The sequence below is a fragment of the Salinicoccus sp. HZC-1 genome, assembly GCF_046736035.1.
GTDB lineage: Bacteria > Bacillota > Bacilli > Staphylococcales > Salinicoccaceae > Salinicoccus.
Genome location: NZ_CP177130.1, coordinates 1,535,376 through 1,555,581, shown reverse-complemented (window position 1 = coordinate 1,555,581; position 20,206 = coordinate 1,535,376). Strand labels below are relative to the sequence as shown.

Genomic DNA, 20,206 nt, shown 5'->3' with positions numbered 1-20,206 from the left:
GAATAGAAGTATCTTAAAACAAAGGTTAGGAGACTGATTATGGATAAGCAGCTGACAATGATGAAAAGTTTAACCGATGCTCATGGCATTTCTGGTTTTGAGTATGATGTTAAGAAAGTGATGAAAGAATACCTGGAACCGGTGAGTGATGAATTGGTTAATGATAATCTGGGTGGTATTTTTGGTAAGCGCAAAGCCAAGGATGGTTCGCGCACGCTTCTGATCGGGGGGCACCTGGATGAAATCGGCTTTATGGTGACACGTATTGATGATAATGGTTTCCTGAAATTCACGCCGGTCGGTGGATGGTGGAACCAGGTGATGCTGTCCCAGCGTATGAACGTCATTACAGATAAAGGGGTGCTCACAGGTGTCATTGGTTCCAAACCACCTCATGTCCTCTCCCCTGAAGCACGTAAAAAACCGGTGGATATGAAAGAGATGTTCATCGATATCGGTGTGGCTTCCAAAGAAGAGGCCGAGGAAGCCGGCGTCAAAATGGGAGACCAGATTACGCCGCATTGTGATTTTACCGAAATGGCGAATAAAGATTATCTGCTGGCAAAAGCGTGGGATAACAGATTTGGCTGCAGCCTGGCAGTGGAAGTGCTGGAACAGGTCAAAGACGAAGATGTGAACATCAACGTCGTGAGCGGTGCGACAGTGCAGGAAGAAGTAGGTTTACGCGGAGCAAAAGTTGCCGCGAATAAAATCAAGCCGGACCTCGCCATTGCGGTAGACGTAGGCATTTCATGGGACACTCCGGGCATGGGCGAGCAGGATGGTACAGGTAAGATGGGCGATGGACCGTTAGTACTGCTTCTCGATGGTTCCAATATCGGACATGTCGGATTCCGCCGACACATTGAAAAAGTGGCAAAAGAAAAGGATATCCCTGTCCAGTGGTCAACAATCACAGGCGGAGGCACGGACTCCGGTGCATTCCATGTATCCAACGAAGGAGTGCCGTCCATTTCGATCGGTGTGCCGCTCAGATATATGCACTCCAATGTATCTATCCTTAACAGGAACGACTACAATAATGCAGTCAGGCTGGTTACGGAAATTGTAAGATCACTCGATGACAGCAAGGTGGAAGAGATCATTTGGTAGAGAAGGAAATCATTACGTCGAAAGATAACCGGCGGATCAAAGATTTAAGAAAATTACAGACGAAAAAATACCGCAGCAGACTCAACCGATTTTTAATCGAAGGTGAACATCTGGTGGAAGAAGCGGTCACTCACGGACAGATGGTGCACACAGTCATCCTGCTGGAAGATTACGACCACAGCAGCCTGGACTTGAAAAACATTGATCTGATGTTCGTCAGCCGTGATGTCATGAAGTCGCTCTCCCTGCTCGAAACCCCGCCGGGCATTATGGCTGTGGTGACCTATAATGCGCCGGAGTCGACCGGCAACCGGGTCCTGCTGCTCGATTACGTGCAGGATCCGGGCAATCTGGGGACACTGATCCGTACGGCTGATGCGTTTGGGTTCAGCAGAGTCATACTGTCGCCGGACACAGTGGATGTATTCAGTGACAAAGTGCTCAGGAGTGCCCAGGGCAGTACATTCCACATCGATATCGAGATTAAAGAGCCAACTTTGGCAGTCGGTGAATTTAAAGGGGTCGTTCTGGGAACGGCGCTCGATAACGCCCAGCCGCTCAGTGATGTTGAAACTTCTGACGGACCGTTAATGCTCGTCCTTGGCAATGAGGGCAGAGGGATAAGCGATGTAGTGCTGTCAAAAGTGGACACCAGAGTGAAGATTGAAATGAGCGGGCAGAGTGAAAGTCTGAATGTCGGCATTGCCGGCGGTATACTTATGCACCATTTCAAAGCTTGATTTTTTGGTGCTTTGGTTTATAATAACTTTATTAGATGAATAAACAGCTTCAGCTTGAAGCCAGACATAAATGGTTCGAAATTCCGTGTCAGGGAATGCCGCACACAGACTGCAATGCGGCATACGGATGGAATCAGGGTTCACCTGGCTGATTGGAGCAAGGGCTAATCCCTTATCTTTTTCAAGAGTCTGTATTCCTTTTTGGTGTGCAGAAAAATCAGGTGGTACCGCGGAAAGCTCCGTCCTTATATTTAAGGACGGAGTTTTTATTATTTTACGAGGAGTGGAAAAAATGGATACGAGTGGGATTTCAGAAATTCAAAATTTATTCGATGAAGCGATAAAATCTATCGATGACAAAAAATCTTTGCAGGACCTTAAAGTTGAATATTTAGGTAAAAAAGGAAAAGTGACGGGTCTGATGAAAGAGATGAAAAACCTTTCCAATGAGGACAAACCTGTCTACGGCGCAAAAGTGAACGAGGTGCGTTCCCATATTACGGCTGCGATTGAAGAGAAAGATGAAGTGCTCACAAGCGCAGCACTGGATGCACAGCTTAAGGAAGAGACGATTGATGTGTCACTGCCGGGCAGAACTTTCAAGCTGGGCAGTCCGCATCCATTGAGCCGTACGATAGAGGATATCGAAGATTTCTTCATCGGACTGGGATATGAAATTGCTGAAGGTTATGAAGTTGAGACGGATTACTTCAACTTTGAAGCCCTCAACCTGCCAAAATCCCACCCTGCAAGAGATATGCAGGATAGCTTTTATTTTTCCGAAGACATACTGCTCCGTACACATACTTCCCCTGTGCAGGCACGTACGATGCAGTCCAGGCAGGGCAAGGGACCGGTTAAGATCATTTGCCCGGGCAAAGTATACAGAAGAGACAGTGATGATGCGACGCACAGCCATCAGTTCACTCAGATAGAAGGACTGGTAGTGGATAAAAACATCCATATGAGTGACCTTAAAGGAACACTTGAGCTGTTCGCCAAGGAAATGTTCGGTCCGGAGCGCGAAATCAGGCTGCGTCCAAGTTATTTCCCATTCACTGAGCCAAGTGTCGAGGTGGATATTTCCTGTTTCAAATGTAAAGGGACCGGATGCAATGTATGCAAAGGATCCGGCTGGATCGAGATATTAGGATCCGGCATGGTGCATCCGAATGTCCTGGAGATGGCAGGATTCGACCCAGAGGAGTACTCTGGTTTCGCATTCGGAATGGGCCCGGACAGAATCGCGATGCTTAAATACGGCATTGAGGACATCAGGAATTTCTATACGAATGATTTGAGATTTATTAACCAGTTCAAAGCAACGGAAGATGGAGGGGACCAAAGTGAGAGTATCTAAAGAATGGTTGAATGAATGGATCCCGGTCGATGTTTCCATCGATGAGTTATCCGAAAAAATTACACGCGGCGGTATTGAAGTGGATGATATCATCGACTATACGGAAGGAATAAAAAATCTTGTCGTCGGTTATGTTGAATCTGTTGAGCAGCATCCGGAGGCTGACCGTCTGAAAATCTGCCAGGTGAATACCGGTGAAGAGACAAACCAGATAGTATGCGGTGCGCCAAACGTTAAAGCGGATTCCTATGTCATCGTCAGCAAGGTGGGCGGCAGGCTGCCGGGCGGTATTAAGATAAAACGCGCCAAACTTCGCGGTCAGGTATCCGAAGGAATGATCTGTTCGCTGGAAGAACTCGGCATTCCTGAAGATTATGTACCTAAGGAATACCAAAATGGCATCTTCATGTTCAATGAAGATCAAAATATCGGGACAGATGCACTCAGTGCACTTTATCTGGATGATCAGGTGATGGACTTCGATCTCACACCCAACCGTAAAGATGCCCTCAGCATGGCCGGGGCGGCGTATGAAACACGCGCATTGTTCGGCGGAAAAGTGAAAAGGCCTGAAAGTCCGCTGACTGAACATGAAGACAAGGAGTCTGGCTCATTCATCATCAAAAATGAAGACACGGAGGCTGTGTCGTATTACGGTGCCCGCATCGTCCGGGATGTCGAAATAAAGCCTGCGCCGACATGGATGCAGGTGCGTCTGATCAAAGCGGGCATCCGCCCGATTAACAACGTCGTCGATATTTCCAACTATGTGCTCCTTGAATTTGGACAGCCGCTCCATATGTTCGACAGGGACAAGATCGGGTCAAATGAAATTGTGACACGCTTTGCACGTCAGGATGAAGAGATGGCGACACTCGATGGTAAAACACGTCAGCTTAAAGACAGTGACATCGTCATTACTAATGGCAGGGAACCGATTGCGCTTGCCGGGGTAATGGGGGGAGACTTCTCCGAAGTTACCGGCGCGACAACGAATGTCATCATTGAGTCTGCGCTCTTCAATCCTGTTTCGATCAGAAAGACAAGCAATCGCCTGAACCTCCGAAGTGAAGCATCCGCCCGTTTTGAAAAAGGGGTTTCACATGAATTTGTGCTGGAAGCGCTGGACCGTGCGGCCTATCTGCTTGAAAAATATGCCGGCGGAAAAGTGGCCGGCGGTGTGGTTTCAGATGGTGGGTTGAATCTGGAGAATAGTGAAATATCCATTACGAAAACATTTATCAATAATCGTTTAGGCATGGAGCTCTCGACTGAGGAGATTGCCGAATCATTATTGAAACTCGGACTGGAAACGACAGTGGAAGGTGAGACACTTAATATTTCAATCCCTTCGAGAAGAGATGATTTGAAGATAAAAGAGGATATCACGGAAGAAGTAGCCAGAATCTATGGTTATGATGCACTGCCTTCTTCACTTCCTGAGTATACTGCAATCACGCCCGGGAAACTGACGGATGAACAGAAGAAAATCCGTATCATCCGCCACCAGCTGGAATCACTGGGGCTGTCACAGGCGATCAACTATGCACTGACAAGCAGAGAAAAGTCGACACAGTTTACAGACCGTACAGAAGGGCTCGAACTGCTGATGCCGATGAGTGAAGATCATGCGGTTTTAAGAAACAGTATGATTCCACATCTCATTGATAATGCGGTATATAATATGAATCGCCAGCAGAAAAATGTTCAGCTGTATGAAATGGGCAGAGTCTTTGTTTCAAGAGGGGAAGGCAACCAGCCTGAGGAAATAGAAATGCTCGGCGGCCTCCTGGCCGGAGAGATGAACCAGACCGATTGGCTGGGCACGAGCGTCCCTGCTGATTTCTACGCTGCAAAAGGCATCGTGGAAAGTGTATTTGAAAAACTCGGTGTGGAGCATAATATCAGCTACCGCCAAGCAGAAGGATTTAAAGAAATGCACCCTGGAAGAACCGCGGACATTTATATGGGAGAGGAAAAAATCGGCTTTGTCGGTGAAGTGCATCCTAAATATGCGGACGACAACGATTTAAACAGGACTGCAGTATTCGAGCTGGATATCAACGCACTTCTCAGTGTGAAAAATGGTATTATCGTTTATGAACAGCTTTCCAAGTATCCTACAATCACGAGGGATATCGCTTTGGTGGTGGAACAGTCTGTTACAGCGGATGAGTTGATGACAACGGTTAAATCGGCTGCCAAAAAGTATCTTGAAGATGTGTTCGTGTTTGATGTCTACGAAGGTGAAAATGTAGAGGACGGCATGAAATCCGTCGCGCTCAGGCTCACTTACCTGAATAAAGAACAGACACTGACAGATGAGGAAATCGAAGCAGTCCACAATCCGGTGCTCGAAGCACTTGAACAGGATGGGGCCGCAATCAGATAATATTAAAACCAGATGCATAGACTGCATTTGGTTTTTGTTTTAGCTAGCTATGTTTTTTGTTTATTAATTCCTTTACTTTATCCCTGGATTTAAAGTGTTTCTTTGAAATGGAATCCACATACCCCATGCCGCGTTTTTCAGCGAGCTCAGCTGCGAACAAGTCGGTTTTTTTACTCGCACCCCGGGGGACTTCCCGCTTTAACGTGCGGTTTAAATTGGACATCTGTTCAAGGTATCTGCTTCTTGCAAGTATACTCGCACAGGCAACAGCAATTGATTTGGACTCTGCTTTTGTCTCCTGGTGGATCAGGTCGAGTCTGAACGGCTCCGGCACGTATTTACGGTAGGCGTTTTCTGTTGTGAACTGATCGATGACAATCGCTTCCACATCACTTTGTTCTTCTATTTTTTCGTAGACCTTCTGGATGCAGTGGTCATGAAGCACCGCTTTTAGCTTTACAATATTCCACCCTTCATCAATTTTCTTATTATAGGATGGGTTATCCAGGACGACGAGTGAATAGGGCACAATATGGATGATTTCACGGGCCAGTTTATCCACCGTACTGTTGGAAAGGTTTTTCGAATCTTTTACGCCGAGTTCTTTTAATAATGCAATTTTGTTTTTCGGTACATAGGCAGCACACACTGTCATAGGGCCAAAATAATCGCCCACGCCGGCTTCATCGCTGCCGATGGTGTTCAAAGTGTCATAAATCATCGTTTATCTTTCCTTTTTATCAGTATCTTGGTATTTCTTGATTTTAATTGTAACATGCGGGTTTTTGATTTCACTAATTTTAATAGTATTATTAAAATGAAAAAGGGTATGTGTTATTATACATTTATATTATACCGTCAAAATTGATGACTATTATGCCGCGATTTACGGTGAGCGGTTATTACAATGGCATCATGGAAGCTTTTTATGTTAAATTATATATAACATTTATCAGTGAAACTTTGTATAGGAGGCAATGTCAAATGGCAGAATATAAAAATCGCATTGCTGTTGATATTTATGACCAGCAATATACGCTGGTGGGGACGGAAGATCCGGAACATATGAGATATGTTGCGGGACTTGTAGATGAGAAAATCAGGGAAATCGGTGTCAGGAATGCAGGGCTTGATACAACTAGGAAAGCAGTTCTGTCAGCAGTGAACGTAATGGATGATTACGTAAAACTTCAAGAGAAGTATGATTCACTAGTGCAGGAATTGGAACAGAAGGATAATTGATGATATGTCGATATTAATTTTTATGCTTCTTATAATTGGGATGGTCATCGGCTATAGAAGGGGCATTATTCTGCAGCTCCTGCATCTGGTCGGGACCATTTCGGCGATTATTATATCTGCCATGAACTATGAAACGCTGTCTTCAAAGTTCGATATGGTTATGCCGTATCCTTCAACGGCGCAGTCGATGAATCATCCGCTGCTTACCGGCCTTTCCAATACTGAATATGCATTTTATGATATGACTGCATTTCTTATCATTTTTGTAATTACCAAAGTACTGATACAGGTGATTGTGAGTGCTTTCGATTACTTGCAGCAAATCAGTGTATTCGGTAACGCCGGGGAAATTATTGGATCGGTTCTTGGATTAATTGAAATGATTTATGTCTTAACTGTAATTTTATTTATGATGGCGCTTGTTCCATTCGAATTCATTCAAACAGCAATCGGGGAATCCGGTCTTGCGACATTCATCATGGAGCACACATTCATACTGTCTGATAAATTTATAGAATGGTTATAACAGGGTCATAGAAATATGGCTCTTTTTTTGGAGGCTGACATGACTAAAAAAGATATTATTGTACTGCTCGAAACAATTGCGACATATATGGAACTATCACTTGAAAACCCGTTTAAAGTATCAGCATACAGAAAAGCCGCCGCTACGATAGAAGCGGATGGACGGTCTTTATCGGAAATAGATGACTTTTCAACGATGAAAGGCATCGGCAAAGGGGTTAACGAAGTGATCGGGGAATACGTGGAAACAGGAAATTCCACCGTTCTGGATGAGTTGAAAACTTCGATGCCCGCCGGACTGGTGAGGATGTTGAAAATCCCGACACTCGGTCCTAAAAAGATCGCCAAAATTCATAAAGAACTCGGAATAACCAGTATGGAAGAGTTGAAAGCGGCGTGTGAAAACAAACAGGTGAGTGAGCTCTCCGGATTTGGAGCCAAAACGGAACAGAATATTTCCACCGCAATTGATGAACTGTTAACACGTCCCGAACGCTATCCGATCGAAAGAATCATTTCATTCAGAGCAGCGGTTGAAGCGGAGCTTGAAACAATGGAGACGGTCAAACAATATGATGTGGCAGGAAGCGGCAGGCGCTTCAAGGAAACGAGCCGTGACATCGACTACATTATTGAAGTGACCGATGTCCACGCGTTCACTGAAAGTTTTCTGGAATCATCCATCGTTAAAGATACTGTAGCCAAAGGTGAGAAAAAACTTTCCGTGGTCATTGAAAATGATATGGATGAGATCAACGTGGACTTCCGCTTTGTCACATCCGGGGAATATTTCACAACGCTTCATCATTTCACAGGATCCAAAGATCACAATGTGAAGATGCGTCAGATCGCAAAATCACGGGGAGAGAAGATCAGCGAATATGGTGTGGAGTCTGATGGAGACATATTGACATTTGATTCAGAAGCATCCTTCTTCAATCATTTTGATTTGCCGTTTATTCCGCCGGCCATGCGTGAAACGGGGGAAGAAACAGATATAGACGTATCCGGAATCATTACTCCCGAGGATATTAAAGGCGATCTTCATATGCATACCGTTTATAGTGACGGTGCATTTTCAGTGCGTGAAATGATAGAAGCCTGTATTGCCAAAGGCTACGGGTATATGATTATTACAGATCACTCAAAAAGCCTGCGTGTAGCGAATGGTCTGTATGAGGACAGATTGTATAAGCAAATTGAAGAAGTCAGGCGCTTAAGGGATGAATACCCTGAAATTGACATATATACTGGAACGGAAATGGATATATTGAAAGATGGGACATTGGACTATTCAGACGATATGTTAAAAGAGCTGGATTATGTCATTGCAGCAATCCATTCCAGCTTCACGCAGACTGAAGCGGAAATAATGCATCGGCTGAAGATGGCATGTGAAAACCCTTATGTAAGACATATTGCGCATCCCACAGGAAGACTGATCGGCTCGAGGACGGGATATCCGGTCAATATGCCGGAGCTCATTCAAATGGCAAAAGATACGAATACAGTATTAGAGGTGAATGCCAATCCGAGAAGACTCGATTTATCAGCAGATGCAATCAGGCACTCCGGTTTGAAACTGACTGTGAATACAGATGCGCACCATATCAAGCATCTGGAATTTATGGAATACGGTGTGGCAACTTTGCAAAAAGGGTTGATTAAAAAAGAGGATGTCATCAATGCATTTTCAAGAGAAGAATTCCGCGAGTTTGTGAATAAAGGAAAATAGAGGTTTTAAAATGAATGAAAGAACGATAAATACACTGGAATTCGATAAAATACTGAATCAGCTTTCTTCTTTCGCAGAAAGCGAGAAAACGAAAGAAAGCATCAATCCTTCAATCATTTCAACACAGCTGGATGAAGTGACCCAGATGATCAACGAAGTGGATGACGCCGCGACGATGCTCAGATTCAAAAATATAGAACTCGGTGGCATAACTGATATAAAACAACATGTGAAACGGGCTGAAATCGGCAGCATGCTGGGTGTGCCGGAGTTTAATCATATACGGAGCATGCTGAACAGAAAAAATATGCTTACGAAAGTCTTCGATGAGTTTGAAGAGGATGATGTGGAACTTTCCTACATTCCCATTTATATCAATGGCCTGCCCGATATTCATTTTCTATACAAGCAGATTACAGAAACATGCGATGATGCGCGAGTGCTCGACCATGCTTCTGAAACACTGCTTAGAATCAGATCTAAAATCAATGCAGAAGAGGGCAAGATCAGAAGCCGCTTAAGTGAAATCATCCGCGGCGGAAATCAGAAGAAACTCTCAGACAATATCATTACGATGCGGAACAACCGGTATGTCGTGCCGGTAAAAGTGGAGCATCAGGGCGATTTCAACGGCATCGTCCATGACATCTCCGCAAGTGGACAGACGGTCTACATGGAACCGATGGCAGTCGTACAGATGACGAATCAGATCCAGACCTTAAAGGATGATGAACAGGGTGAAGTGGAACGCATCCTTTACCAATTGACGGCGGAAACCGCAGAAGTGGCCTCTGAACTCATCATGACGGATGATGCACTCCACCATATTGATATGGTGTTTGCAAAAGCGAAATACGGTTCAAAAATAGGGGCGACAAAACCCGAAGTCGTTGCAGAAGGCGGTATTTATCTTCCCGCTGCCTTCCACCCCCTCATCCCCTCTGATATGTCGGTGAAGAACGACATCATGATGGACGGGGAAACCCGGGCAGTCATAATTACCGGCCCGAACACCGGTGGTAAGACGGTCACGATTAAAACGATCGGTCTCAGTGCCCTGATGGCCCAGTCCGGCATACCGGTCCCGGCGAGGGACGGCAGTGTCATCAGAATGTTTTCCAAAGTATACAGCGACATCGGTGATGAACAATCAATCGAACAATCCCTCTCGACATTCTCGAGTCATATGACGAATATCACGGGAATTCTGGATAAAGTGGATGAAGACAGTCTGGTTCTGCTCGATGAACTCGGTGCTGGCACCGATCCGGAAGAGGGGGCGGCGCTGGCAATAAGTATTCTGGAATATTTATTATCAAAACATGCAACGATTGTCGCCACGACCCATTATCCGCAGCTTAAATCATTCAGCTATACGAGGGATGATGTCATAAATGCAAGCGTAGAGTTTGATGTGAATACGCTGTCTCCGACGTATAGATTACTGATGGGAATCCCCGGTAAATCAAATGCATTTGAAATATCCAATAAGCTCGGATTGAACCCAGACGTCATCATGCGCGCGAGGGAACTTGCCGGACGGGATTCACAGGAAGTGAACGATATGATCTCCGCACTTGAAAAGCATACTAAAAATGCCAGGGATAATGAGTATGAGACAGAAGCGCTGCTTAAAGATTCCAGAGACGTCCACAGAGAACTGCAAAACTACATGGACGATTTCGAAACCTATAAGGAAAAACTGCGGAAAAATGCGCGGGAAGCGGCAAACCGCATTATAAAAGAAAGTGAAATCAAAGCGGAAGAAGTCATCCAATCTCTTGAAGAGATGAAGAACCGCGGTGCGGAAAGTATTCAGGAGCATGAAATCATCGAACAGAAAAAAGCACTTTCCGACAGCTATCACCAGGAAGAGATCAAACGCAAGGAACGGGCTGCGGAAAAAGAAAAAATCCAGGCCGGCGACGATGTGGATGTCTTATCCTATGGTCAGAAAGGTGAAGTTCTAAGCGTTGAAGACGATGAAGCCACAGTCCAGATGGGCATCATAAAGATGAAGGTCGGCGTGGATGAGCTGAAGAAACGCAAGAAACAAAAACAGGAACGGACAGTCGCCAGAAGGATAGGCAAATCGCCCGTCAAGAGAGAACTGGATCTGCGCGGCGAAAGGTATGAAGAAGCACTGCAGAAACTGGACAGATATTTGGACCAGGTCCTTCTATCAAGCTATAATGAAGTGGAAATCATTCATGGTAAAGGAACCGGGGCACTGCAAAAAGGCGTGCAGCAGTTCCTGAAGACTCATCCCAAAGTGAAATCCTTCAGGGGCGGAATGCCGAGCGAAGGTGGATTTGGTGTAACGGTAGTTGAAATGAAGTAGGTGAAATCATGGATAATTTTGATATGTATAAGCTGGCCAAGATCTTGATTGCGGCAGGTGTGATACTATTCCTCGGGGGGATCGTATACCTGTTTTTATTTGCGTAAGCAATTCAATTGAGCCCGTTTGTGCCAACATGCTATAATTGAAAACATAATCGACCAAATGGAGGTAATTTCAATGGCTATATATGAAGTGAACGATCAGAATTTTAAAGATGAAGTAGGAAGCGGACTTAAACTGGTAGACTTTTGGGCACCGTGGTGCGGACCTTGTAAAATGATTGCACCTATACTTGAAGAGGTTGCAACTGACGTTGAAGGTAAAGCGGACATCGCAAAACTTAACGTAGATGATAACCAGGCGACTGCAAGTGAATACGAAGTGATGAGTATTCCAACACTCATTCTTTTCAAAGATGGTCAGCCAGTAGATAAAGTTGTCGGCTTCCAGCCGAAAGAACAACTTGTTGCATTGATCGAAAAACACGCATAATATAAAAGCCGCCGCTTTGGCGGCTTTTTTTATAAGATTGTGATAAGAGGGATGTATATGGAGGACCTTAAACTGAAATTGTCAGTGCTCCCGACGGAGCCTGGATGTTATCTCATGAAAGACAGGCATGGGATCGTCATATATGTGGGGAAGGCCAAAAACCTCCGCAATCGGGTGAAGTCCTATTTTTCGGGTGCGCATGATGAGAAGACGATGAGATTGGTGCGGGAAATTACCGATTTCGACTTTATCGTGACCAACTCGGAAGTGGAATCGCTTTTACTCGAACTGAATCTGATAAAAAAACATTATCCCCGCTATAATATTTTGCTTAAAGATGATAAAAGCTATCCATTTATAAAAATAACGAAAGAGGAACACCCGAGGCTTCTCGTGACGCGGACAGTCAAACCCAAAACCGGCACTTATTTCGGGCCATACCCGAATGCATACAGTGCGCATGAGACGAAAAAACTGCTGGACAGGATTTATCCGCTGAGAAAGTGCAATACGTTGCCTGATAAATTATGTCTGTACTACCACATCGGCCAGTGTCTGGGTCCATGTGTATTTGATGTGTCCCAGGACCAGTATAAGGAGATGATTGACGGCATCACCAGGTTCCTGAACGGAGATACGAAACAGATAGTGGATGAACTCAAAGAGAAGATGCAAAAAGCATCTGAAGACCTGGAGTTTGAAAAAGCGAAAGAATATCGCGATCTGATCGGTCATATTGATGCTACGATGGATAAGCAAAAGATGATTACCAAAGATATGACTTCAAGAGATTGCTTTGGATTCAGTGTATCCAAAGGCTGGATGGCCATTTCCGTACTGCTCGTCAGAAATGGCAACCTCATCGAGAAAAAAGCGGAGATGTTTCCGATCCAAGATGACGTTCAGGAAGAATTTTATCGCTATATCGCCCAGTTCTATGATTTGAAGTCGAATCTGCTGCCGAAAGAAGTGCACATTACCAAAGGTCTGGACCGGGATATTATAGATGAATATCTGCCTGTGAATGTAGTACAGCCGAAGCGGGGTCAAAAGAAGGAAATGGTGGATCTCGCCAATAAGAATGCTGAAATTGCACTTGAAAACAAATTTGAAATCATCAAAAAGGACGAAGCGCGCACAATCAGGGCAATCGAGAGTCTCGGAGATATATTGAATATCGAGACACCGATACGTATTGAAGCATTTGACAACTCAAACATTCAAGGGGTGGACCCCGTGAGTGTCATGGTGTCATTTGTTGATGGCAAACCCAGCAAGAAGGACTACCGTAAATATAAAATCAGAACAGTTGAGGGGCCTGATGATTATGCTTCCATGGCAGAAGCGGTCCGCAGGCGATATACCCGTGTGCTCAAAGAGAGACTTCCATTGCCGGACTTGATTATTGTAGATGGCGGTGTGGGGCATATGAATACGGTCAAATCGGTTTTAATGGATGAATTGTCACTGGATATTCCGGTAGCTGGCCTGGCTAAGAACGATAAGCATAAAACTGCAGAATTGCTGTATGGAGATAATGCTGAGATTGTGCCGATGAAGAAAAACTCCCAGGAATTCTACCTGCTTCAAAGAATTCAGGATGAAGTGCACAGATTTGCAATCAGTTTTCACAGAAATACGAGAAGCAAAACATCAGTCACTTCGATGCTGGATAATATTGAAGGGGTGGGACCGAAGCGTAAACAGAAACTCCTGAGCCATTTCGGGTCTATAAAACGGATGAAAGAGAAAGATGTTGACGCATTTACAGGCATAGGTATTCCTGCGCCGATTGCCAAAAGAATCCTTGAAAAGCTCAATTCCTGATGATAAGGTTTCATTTTTTTGGAGTAATTACCTTTTAAATTTTCACAATTCTTTTCTTATAACATGTCAAGTCTCCTTGATTTATGTATATCTGAGGGGTAAAATAAGAAATGTCAAACCACATATAATGGACAGTTAGGGGGGAATTCGAGTGTCAAAACAAGATTCAAGTTTTGCTGTTAGACGTCTTCATTCTTTGTTAGGTGTAATTCCGTTGGGTGTATTCCTCATTCAGCATCTTCTCGTAAACCATTCTGCGACAAGAAGTGAAGAAGCGTTTAATACAGCGTCAGCGTTCATGGGCAATCTGCCTTTTGTTCTTTTTCTGGAGATTTTCATAATTTACATTCCGATTCTATTTCATGGTATCTATGGCATTTATATTGCTTTTACCTTCAAGTATAATATCGGAGGAAAAGGCTACGGCTGGCATAGTACATATAGAAACTGGTTGTTTTTACTTCAGAGGATAAGCGGTGTAATTGCCTTTATCTTTATCGTCATTCATGTATACCAGACTCGCGTACAGGTCTTTTTCGGAGCGGAAGTCAACTTTGACATGGTGCACCAGATTGTATCAAATCCGTTATGGCTGATATTCTATATTGTGGGTATCATTGCGACGGTGTACCATTTCGCTAATGGTCTCTGGTCATTCATGATTACATGGGGCTTTACGCAATCAGACAGATCACAGCGCGTCATGAACTACGTATCTATGATTATTTTCGTAGTTGTCAGCTTTATAGGCGTGCAGGCTATTCTGTCATTTATCTAATTAAGGAGTGGAAATAATGGCTAATGATAAAATTATCGTTGTCGGCGGCGGCTTGGCCGGCCTGATGGCAACGATTAAAGCAGCTGAGACAGGTGCAGAAGTAGACTTGTTCTCAATTGTGCCCGTAAAACGTTCTCACTCTGTATGTGCTCAAGGTGGGATCAATGGTGCGGTTAACACAAAAGGTGAAGGAGACTCTCCGGCAATTCACTTTGATGATACAGTTTACGGTGGTGACTTCCTTGCCAACCAGCCACCGGTTAAGGCAATGACTGAAGCAGCACCCGAAATCATACATTTACTTGACCGTATGGGTGTTATGTTTAACAGAACGGCAGAAGGACTTCTGGATTTCAGACGTTTTGGTGGAACGCTTCACCACAGAACAGCTTTCGCTGGTGCAACAACCGGCCAGCAGCTGCTGTATGCGCTGGATGAACAGGTCAGAAAATATGAAGTTGACGGACTCGTCAACAAATATGAAGGCTGGGAATTCCTCGGTGCAGTAGTGGACGATGAAGGCCGTGCGCGCGGAATTACAGCACAGGAAATGACAACTTCAGAAATCAGAACATTCAAATCCGACGCAGTAATCATGGCGACAGGCGGCCCCGGCATTATTTTCGGCAAGTCTACTAACTCAATGATTAATACCGGATCTGCTGCTTCTGTTGTATATCAGCAGGGTGCTGTTTATGCAAACGGCGAGTTTATCCAGATTCACCCGACTGCGATTCCCGGTGATGACAAGCTCAGATTGATGAGTGAATCTGCACGTGGTGAAGGCGGCCGTATCTGGACTTATAAAGATGGTAAACCGTGGTACTTCCTGGAAGAGAAATATCCGGATTACGGAAACCTGGTTCCAAGGGATATCGCAACACGTGAAATCTTTGATGTGTGTGTAAACCAAAAACTGGGTATCAACGGTGAAAACATGGTATACCTGGATTTATCACACAAAGATCCGCATGAACTTGATGTAAAACTCGGTGGTATCATTGAGATTTATGAAAAATTCACCGGCGATGATCCACGTAAAGTACCTATGAAGATCTTCCCGGCAGTACATTACTCAATGGGCGGTCTATGGGTTGATTATGATCAAATGACTTCAATTCCAGGTCTGTTTGCTGCCGGAGAATGTGATTATTCACAGCACGGCGGTAACCGTTTAGGTGCAAACTCGTTACTCTCGGCAATCTACGGCGGCCATGTTGCAGGTCCAAATGCAATTGAATATGTAAGATCACTTGATAATTCATTCGAAGATGTCGATGATTCTGTATATGAGAAATATCAGCAGATGGAACAGGAGAAGTTCGACAACATTATCTCCATGGATGGCGAGGAAAATGCTTACGTCATCCACAAAGAGCTTGGTGAAGTTATGACTGACAATGTAACGGTTGTACGCCATAACGACAAACTCCTTGAAGCGGATAAGAAAATCGTCGAACTTATGGAGAGATATAAACGCATTAATATTAATGATACGAAAAAATGGAGTAACCAGGCAGCATTCTTCACACGCCAGCTTTGGAATATGCTCGTACTCGCTCGTGTAATTACGATTGGTGCATATAACAGAAATGAATCCCGTGGTGCACACTACAAACCAGAATTCCCGGAACGTAATGATGAAGAGTGGCTAAAAACTACGATGGCTCATTTCGAAGGCGCAGACCAGGCACCACGTTTCGACTATCAGGATGTGGATGTCAGCTTAATCACGCCGCGTAAGCGTGACTACTCCAAAAAGAGTGAAGGGAGTGCTAAGAAATAATGAGTAATAAAATAATAACATTTAAGATCAGACGTCAGGAAAATCAGGAAACGGAAAGCTATTGGGAAGAATTCGATGTTGCTTACCGCGAGAATATGAACGTTATCAGTGCACTGATGGAGATCCAGAGAAACCCGGTCAACTCCAAAGGTGAGAAGACAACTCCTGTTACTTGGGACATGAACTGTCTTGAAGAAGTTTGTGGTGCGTGTTCAATGGTCATCAACGGAAATGCAAGACAGTCATGTACTGCACTTGTTGACCAGTTGGATCAACCGGTTAAACTTGAACCAATGTCCACATTCCCGGTTGTCAAAGACCTTCAGGTAGACCGTTCATTCATGTTCGACAGTTTAAAACGTGTTAAAGCATGGGTGCCGATTGATGGTACTTACGACTTAGGTCCGGGGCCAAGGATGCCTGAAAGAAAACGTCAGACAGCTTATGAACTTTCTAAATGCATGACTTGCGGCGTATGTCTGGAAGTATGCCCTAACGTTAACGACAGCTCTCAATTCATGGGTGCTGCACCAGTCAGCCAGGTTAGATTGTTCAATCTGCATCCAACAGGCAGCATGAACAAGGACGAACGTCTTGACGCTCTTATGGGTGTCGGCGGCGTCGCTGAATGTGGTATGGCGCAAAACTGCGTTAAAGCGTGTCCAAAAGGAATTCCACTTACGACTTCAATCGCTTCAATGCAAAGAGAAACAAACTTCCATATGTTCAAATCATTCTTCGGAAGTGACCACGAAGTGGAATAATAGAATTATGCAATAGGAAGAGCGCCGCTCTTCCTATTTTTTTATTTCTGTTTAAGTTATAATGAAGAAAATACGAGATAAGGAATGAAATGTATGAGCGATAAGAATTCAATCATTTCTATAGAAAAATCCATCAGATATATCTCTGCTCATGTCAAGAGCCATGGCCGGGAAATTTTAAAGACCTATGAACTGTCTCCGTTACAATTTGTTGCTTTGCAGTGGGCGGGCGACAAAGAGGGGATTACAATCGGCGAACTGTCGAACAGGCTCTATCTGGCACATTCCACAACGACAGATATCGTTGATAAGCTTGAAAACGGTGGCTTTGTAAAAAGACAGAAATATGAAAAAGATAAACGCATCGTACTTATTTTAATGCAGGATAAGGGGCATCAAGTCATCAGTGAAGTGATTGATAAACGTATTTCATACATATCCGAAATCACAAATCATCTATCCGCAGAGGAGAAATCCATGCTTCCGGATATATTGGAATCCATCCTGCATGAAAGTGAACAGAAAAATAATGAATAAACCCATCGGTGTGATGGATTCAGGTGTGGGTGGTCTTACAGTTGCCAAAGAGATAATGAGACAGCTGCCTGATGAGCAAATCATTTACTTCGGTGATCTTAAAAGATGTCCCTATGGTGACCGGCCCCTTGAAGAAGTCAAAAAGTATACAATTGAAGTTGCCGACCATCTCGTGTCACGTGGAGTGAAATTGATTGTTGTGGCATGCAATACAGCCACTGCTGCAGCACTGCCGGCGTTGGAGGAACGTTATGACATCCCTGTAATCGGTGTCATTAACCCCGGTGCAAGAAGTGCGATTCAAAACAGTAATAACCATAATGTCATCGTACTTGCCACAAGGGGAACGGTTGATTCTGAAGCTTATAAAAATGCGATACACTACATAAATAATGATTTTCAAATCACAAGTCTTGCCTGCCCTAAATTTGTCCCTTTGGTAGAAGAACTCAGGTATAAGGATAAAGTTGTTGTCAGAATTGCACTGCATCAGACTTTGAAACACCTGGTCAATTCGACAGCGGATACAATTATTTTAGGATGTACACACTATCCACTCCTGGCCGGCGAAATCTATGATTATTTCGGCGGCAGAAAGAAAGTCATAGACTCGGGACATGAAACTGCCAGAGAAGTAAGCTCCGTTTTGACTTATGGAAAATGCCATGCAGCACCCGGCAACAGTAGAAACCATTTGATGATTGTAAATGGGGACAGTACACGTTTTGAGTATATACTCAAAGACTGGATTCCATTTATAGACTATACAATAGAAGAAATTGATCTGGAGGTATATTAATATGGTGAAAATAGTGGTCGCCAGTGGTAATCAGGGAAAGATAAATGATTTTAAAGCTATTTTTCCAGATGATGAAATTATTGGTATTAAGCAATTGATTCCGGATTTTGAAGTAGAGGAAACGGAAGATACTTTTAAAGGAAATGCCATACTTAAAGCAGAAGCGGCTAGGGATGCGCTCGATATGCCGGTGATCAGTGATGACTCCGGATTGAGTGTAGACGCACTTGACGGTGCGCCGGGTGTTTATTCAGCAAGGTATGCAGGCGATGATGCAACTGACGAAGATAATAATGAGAAGCTTCTCAGTGCACTTGAAGGTGTAACAGACCGGTCTGCACACTTCACTTCTGTCATTGCACTTGCGATTCCAAAACGGGAAACGCGTACTTATCACGGCGAGCTGCATGGAAAAATTTTGAAAGCACCCGAGGGCAATAGCGGATTTGGATACGATTCGATTTTTCAAACGGATAATGGACTGAATTTAGGAATGATTACTGCTGAAGAAAAAGGGGAAATAAGTCATAGAAGAAACGCCCTCGATAATTTGCGCGAAGATACTGCGGTTTTCGATGTGCTAGTACGACATGAGAGGAATGATTACAATTAAAATTTTAATTATCAGTGACAATCATGGAGAACAGGGAATTTCATATGACGTTTACGGCAGAAATACTGGCGATTTGAATATCCATCTTGGAGACAGCGAATTTCATTATGATGACACGGAAATGAGTCATTTTAACCGTGTGAAGGGGAATGTCGACGGCGATACGAGATATCCCATTGAAGAGTACAATGCGGAAGCAAAGACATTTTATACACATGGGCATTATTATGACATTAAAAATAACAGGCAGATGCTTGCTGAACGTGCTAAGGAATATGATGCAAAATATGCATTTTACGGTCACTCCCATGTCGCAAAAGCAGAGAGTGTAAATGGCGTTTACTGCATCAATCCTGGAAGCATCTCCCAGTCGAAGGGAGAGTGGCCGGAGTCCTACGCAGTACTGGATACAGAAACAGACGTAGTGACATTTCTGGACAGAAGCCATCAAATATTGGGTGAAGTTGATTTAACAAAATTATAAGCTGGGACTTCTGTCCCGGCTTATTCATATAATCAAGGTGACCAGCATGAACAAGGTGAGTATAATCACAGTGAAGCTAAAGAAGCTTTTCTGAAGTATTCCGCCCATTATTGCCAAAACGGTAAGGAGTATTAAAATGCAGGAACCGACGATTAGGATAAGTGGCATCATATTAAAAGTAGTGTAGCGGTCAGCCAGATAAAGAATGGCAAGAAAAGAAAAATAGGTAGCTGTAAAAATTTTCATGGAATGCCGCATGTTATCCTCATTTCTTTATAAATTGTTTTTAGGAGGGTTATGGTATGAATATACTGTATTTCGACGATAAATGCATTGTATGTAACGGATTCGCCAAAATGGTCTCGAAATTGGACAGACGGGATATAATCAGATTTGCCTCTGTGGATGAATTAAAGGAGGTCATGCCGGAGGATTTTGATACAGTGGCATATTACTCCGATGATCTGTATATCCACTCTGATGCAGTGATTGAAGTCGTTGCCGATGCCACAGGGTTTAAATTTATCAGGCTGTCAAAAATAATGCCCAAGTGTCTGCGGACCGCCATCTATAAGTTTGTTGCTAAAAACAGGCATAAACTTACAGGGAATAAAACGTGTGAGATAGACCAGATTGACAGCGAAGTTAAAAAGAAAATGATTTCATCTTAAGAGA

Annotated in this window: 19 protein-coding genes; 18 read left to right on the top strand and 1 reads right to left on the bottom strand. The window is 43.9% G+C overall.

Going from position 1 to position 20,206, the window contains the following annotated elements:
• Positions 1-39 precede the first annotated feature (39 nt).
• The 4 genes from ACKRAT_RS07845 (at position 40) to pheT (ending at position 5,605) form a co-directional block, all read left to right on the top strand.
• Positions 40-1,113: a M42 family metallopeptidase gene (locus tag ACKRAT_RS07845; RefSeq protein WP_411841954.1), complete on the top strand. Its 1,074-nt coding sequence runs from the start codon at positions 40-42 to the stop codon at positions 1,111-1,113.
• A complete protein-coding gene (locus ACKRAT_RS07840; protein WP_411841953.1) occupies positions 1,107-1,853 on the top strand; it encodes a TrmH family RNA methyltransferase in 747 nt (248 codons plus the stop codon). Before ACKRAT_RS07845 ends, ACKRAT_RS07840 begins: the two co-directional genes overlap by 7 nt.
• Positions 1,854-2,145: 292 nt before the next feature.
• Complete coding sequence (gene pheS / locus ACKRAT_RS07835) at positions 2,146-3,213, top strand: phenylalanine--tRNA ligase subunit alpha (RefSeq protein ID WP_411841952.1); 1,068 nt, start codon at positions 2,146-2,148, stop codon at positions 3,211-3,213.
• Complete coding sequence (pheT, locus tag ACKRAT_RS07830) at positions 3,200-5,605, top strand: phenylalanine--tRNA ligase subunit beta (protein ID WP_411841951.1); 2,406 nt, start codon at positions 3,200-3,202, stop codon at positions 5,603-5,605. The genes pheS and pheT overlap by 14 nt, the downstream gene beginning before the upstream one ends.
• Before the next feature lie 43 nt (positions 5,606-5,648).
• Here pheT and rnhC read toward each other — a convergent pair whose 3' ends face one another.
• Entirely contained in the window at positions 5,649-6,326 is a 678-nt protein-coding gene (rnhC, locus tag ACKRAT_RS07825; protein WP_411841950.1) for a ribonuclease HIII, read from the bottom strand.
• Between the two features lie 263 nt (positions 6,327-6,589).
• Here rnhC and zapA point away from each other — a divergent pair, with 263 nt between their 5' ends.
• The 14 genes from zapA to ACKRAT_RS07755 all read left to right on the top strand — a co-directional run bounded on the left by zapA (position 6,590) and on the right by ACKRAT_RS07755 (position 20,202).
• Complete coding sequence (gene zapA / locus ACKRAT_RS07820; protein ID WP_411841949.1) at positions 6,590-6,847, top strand: cell division protein ZapA; 258 nt, start codon at positions 6,590-6,592, stop codon at positions 6,845-6,847.
• A gap of 4 nt (positions 6,848-6,851) precedes the next feature.
• A complete protein-coding gene (locus ACKRAT_RS07815; protein ID WP_411841948.1) occupies positions 6,852-7,373 on the top strand; it encodes a CvpA family protein in 522 nt (173 codons plus the stop codon).
• Between the two features lie 39 nt (positions 7,374-7,412).
• Positions 7,413-9,107 carry a DNA polymerase/3'-5' exonuclease PolX gene (polX, locus tag ACKRAT_RS07810; RefSeq protein WP_411841947.1) on the top strand — a complete coding sequence of 565 codons (1,695 nt, stop codon included), beginning with the start codon at positions 7,413-7,415 and terminating at the stop codon, positions 9,105-9,107.
• A gap of 10 nt (positions 9,108-9,117) precedes the next feature.
• On the top strand, positions 9,118-11,448 hold the full coding sequence (locus tag ACKRAT_RS07805) for an endonuclease MutS2 (protein WP_411841946.1): 2,331 nt from the start codon (positions 9,118-9,120) through the stop codon (positions 11,446-11,448).
• A gap of 180 nt (positions 11,449-11,628) precedes the next feature.
• Positions 11,629-11,943, top strand: coding sequence for a thioredoxin (gene trxA / locus ACKRAT_RS07800; RefSeq protein ID WP_411841945.1), 315 nt, complete (start codon positions 11,629-11,631; stop codon positions 11,941-11,943).
• Positions 11,944-12,000: 57 nt separating this feature from the next.
• Entirely contained in the window at positions 12,001-13,770 is a 1,770-nt protein-coding gene (gene uvrC / locus ACKRAT_RS07795) for an excinuclease ABC subunit UvrC (RefSeq protein WP_411841944.1), read from the top strand.
• Positions 13,771-13,921: 151 nt separating this feature from the next.
• On the top strand, positions 13,922-14,548 hold the full coding sequence (locus ACKRAT_RS07790; RefSeq protein ID WP_411841943.1) for a succinate dehydrogenase cytochrome b558 subunit: 627 nt from the start codon (positions 13,922-13,924) through the stop codon (positions 14,546-14,548).
• Positions 14,549-14,564: 16 nt separating this feature from the next.
• On the top strand, positions 14,565-16,334 hold the full coding sequence (gene sdhA, locus ACKRAT_RS07785; RefSeq protein ID WP_411841942.1) for a succinate dehydrogenase flavoprotein subunit: 1,770 nt from the start codon (positions 14,565-14,567) through the stop codon (positions 16,332-16,334).
• Entirely contained in the window at positions 16,334-17,098 is a 765-nt protein-coding gene (sdhB, locus tag ACKRAT_RS07780) for a succinate dehydrogenase iron-sulfur subunit (RefSeq protein ID WP_411841941.1), read from the top strand. The genes sdhA and sdhB overlap by 1 nt, the downstream gene beginning before the upstream one ends.
• 93 nt (positions 17,099-17,191) lie before the next feature.
• Positions 17,192-17,635: a MarR family winged helix-turn-helix transcriptional regulator gene (locus ACKRAT_RS07775; RefSeq protein ID WP_411841940.1), complete on the top strand. Its 444-nt coding sequence runs from the start codon at positions 17,192-17,194 to the stop codon at positions 17,633-17,635.
• Entirely contained in the window at positions 17,628-18,434 is an 807-nt protein-coding gene (gene racE / locus ACKRAT_RS07770) for a glutamate racemase (protein ID WP_411841939.1), read from the top strand. The genes ACKRAT_RS07775 and racE overlap by 8 nt, the downstream gene beginning before the upstream one ends.
• A gap of 1 nt (position 18,435) precedes the next feature.
• A complete protein-coding gene (rdgB, locus tag ACKRAT_RS07765) occupies positions 18,436-19,047 on the top strand; it encodes an RdgB/HAM1 family non-canonical purine NTP pyrophosphatase (protein ID WP_411841938.1) in 612 nt (203 codons plus the stop codon).
• Positions 19,034-19,531 (top strand): YfcE family phosphodiesterase, encoded by a 498-nt coding sequence (locus ACKRAT_RS07760; RefSeq protein ID WP_411841937.1) that lies wholly within the window; start codon positions 19,034-19,036, stop codon positions 19,529-19,531. The genes rdgB and ACKRAT_RS07760 overlap by 14 nt, the downstream gene beginning before the upstream one ends.
• 302 nt (positions 19,532-19,833) lie before the next feature.
• A complete protein-coding gene (locus tag ACKRAT_RS07755) occupies positions 19,834-20,202 on the top strand; it encodes a thiol-disulfide oxidoreductase DCC family protein (protein ID WP_411841936.1) in 369 nt (122 codons plus the stop codon).
• Positions 20,203-20,206: the final 4 nt, after the last annotated feature.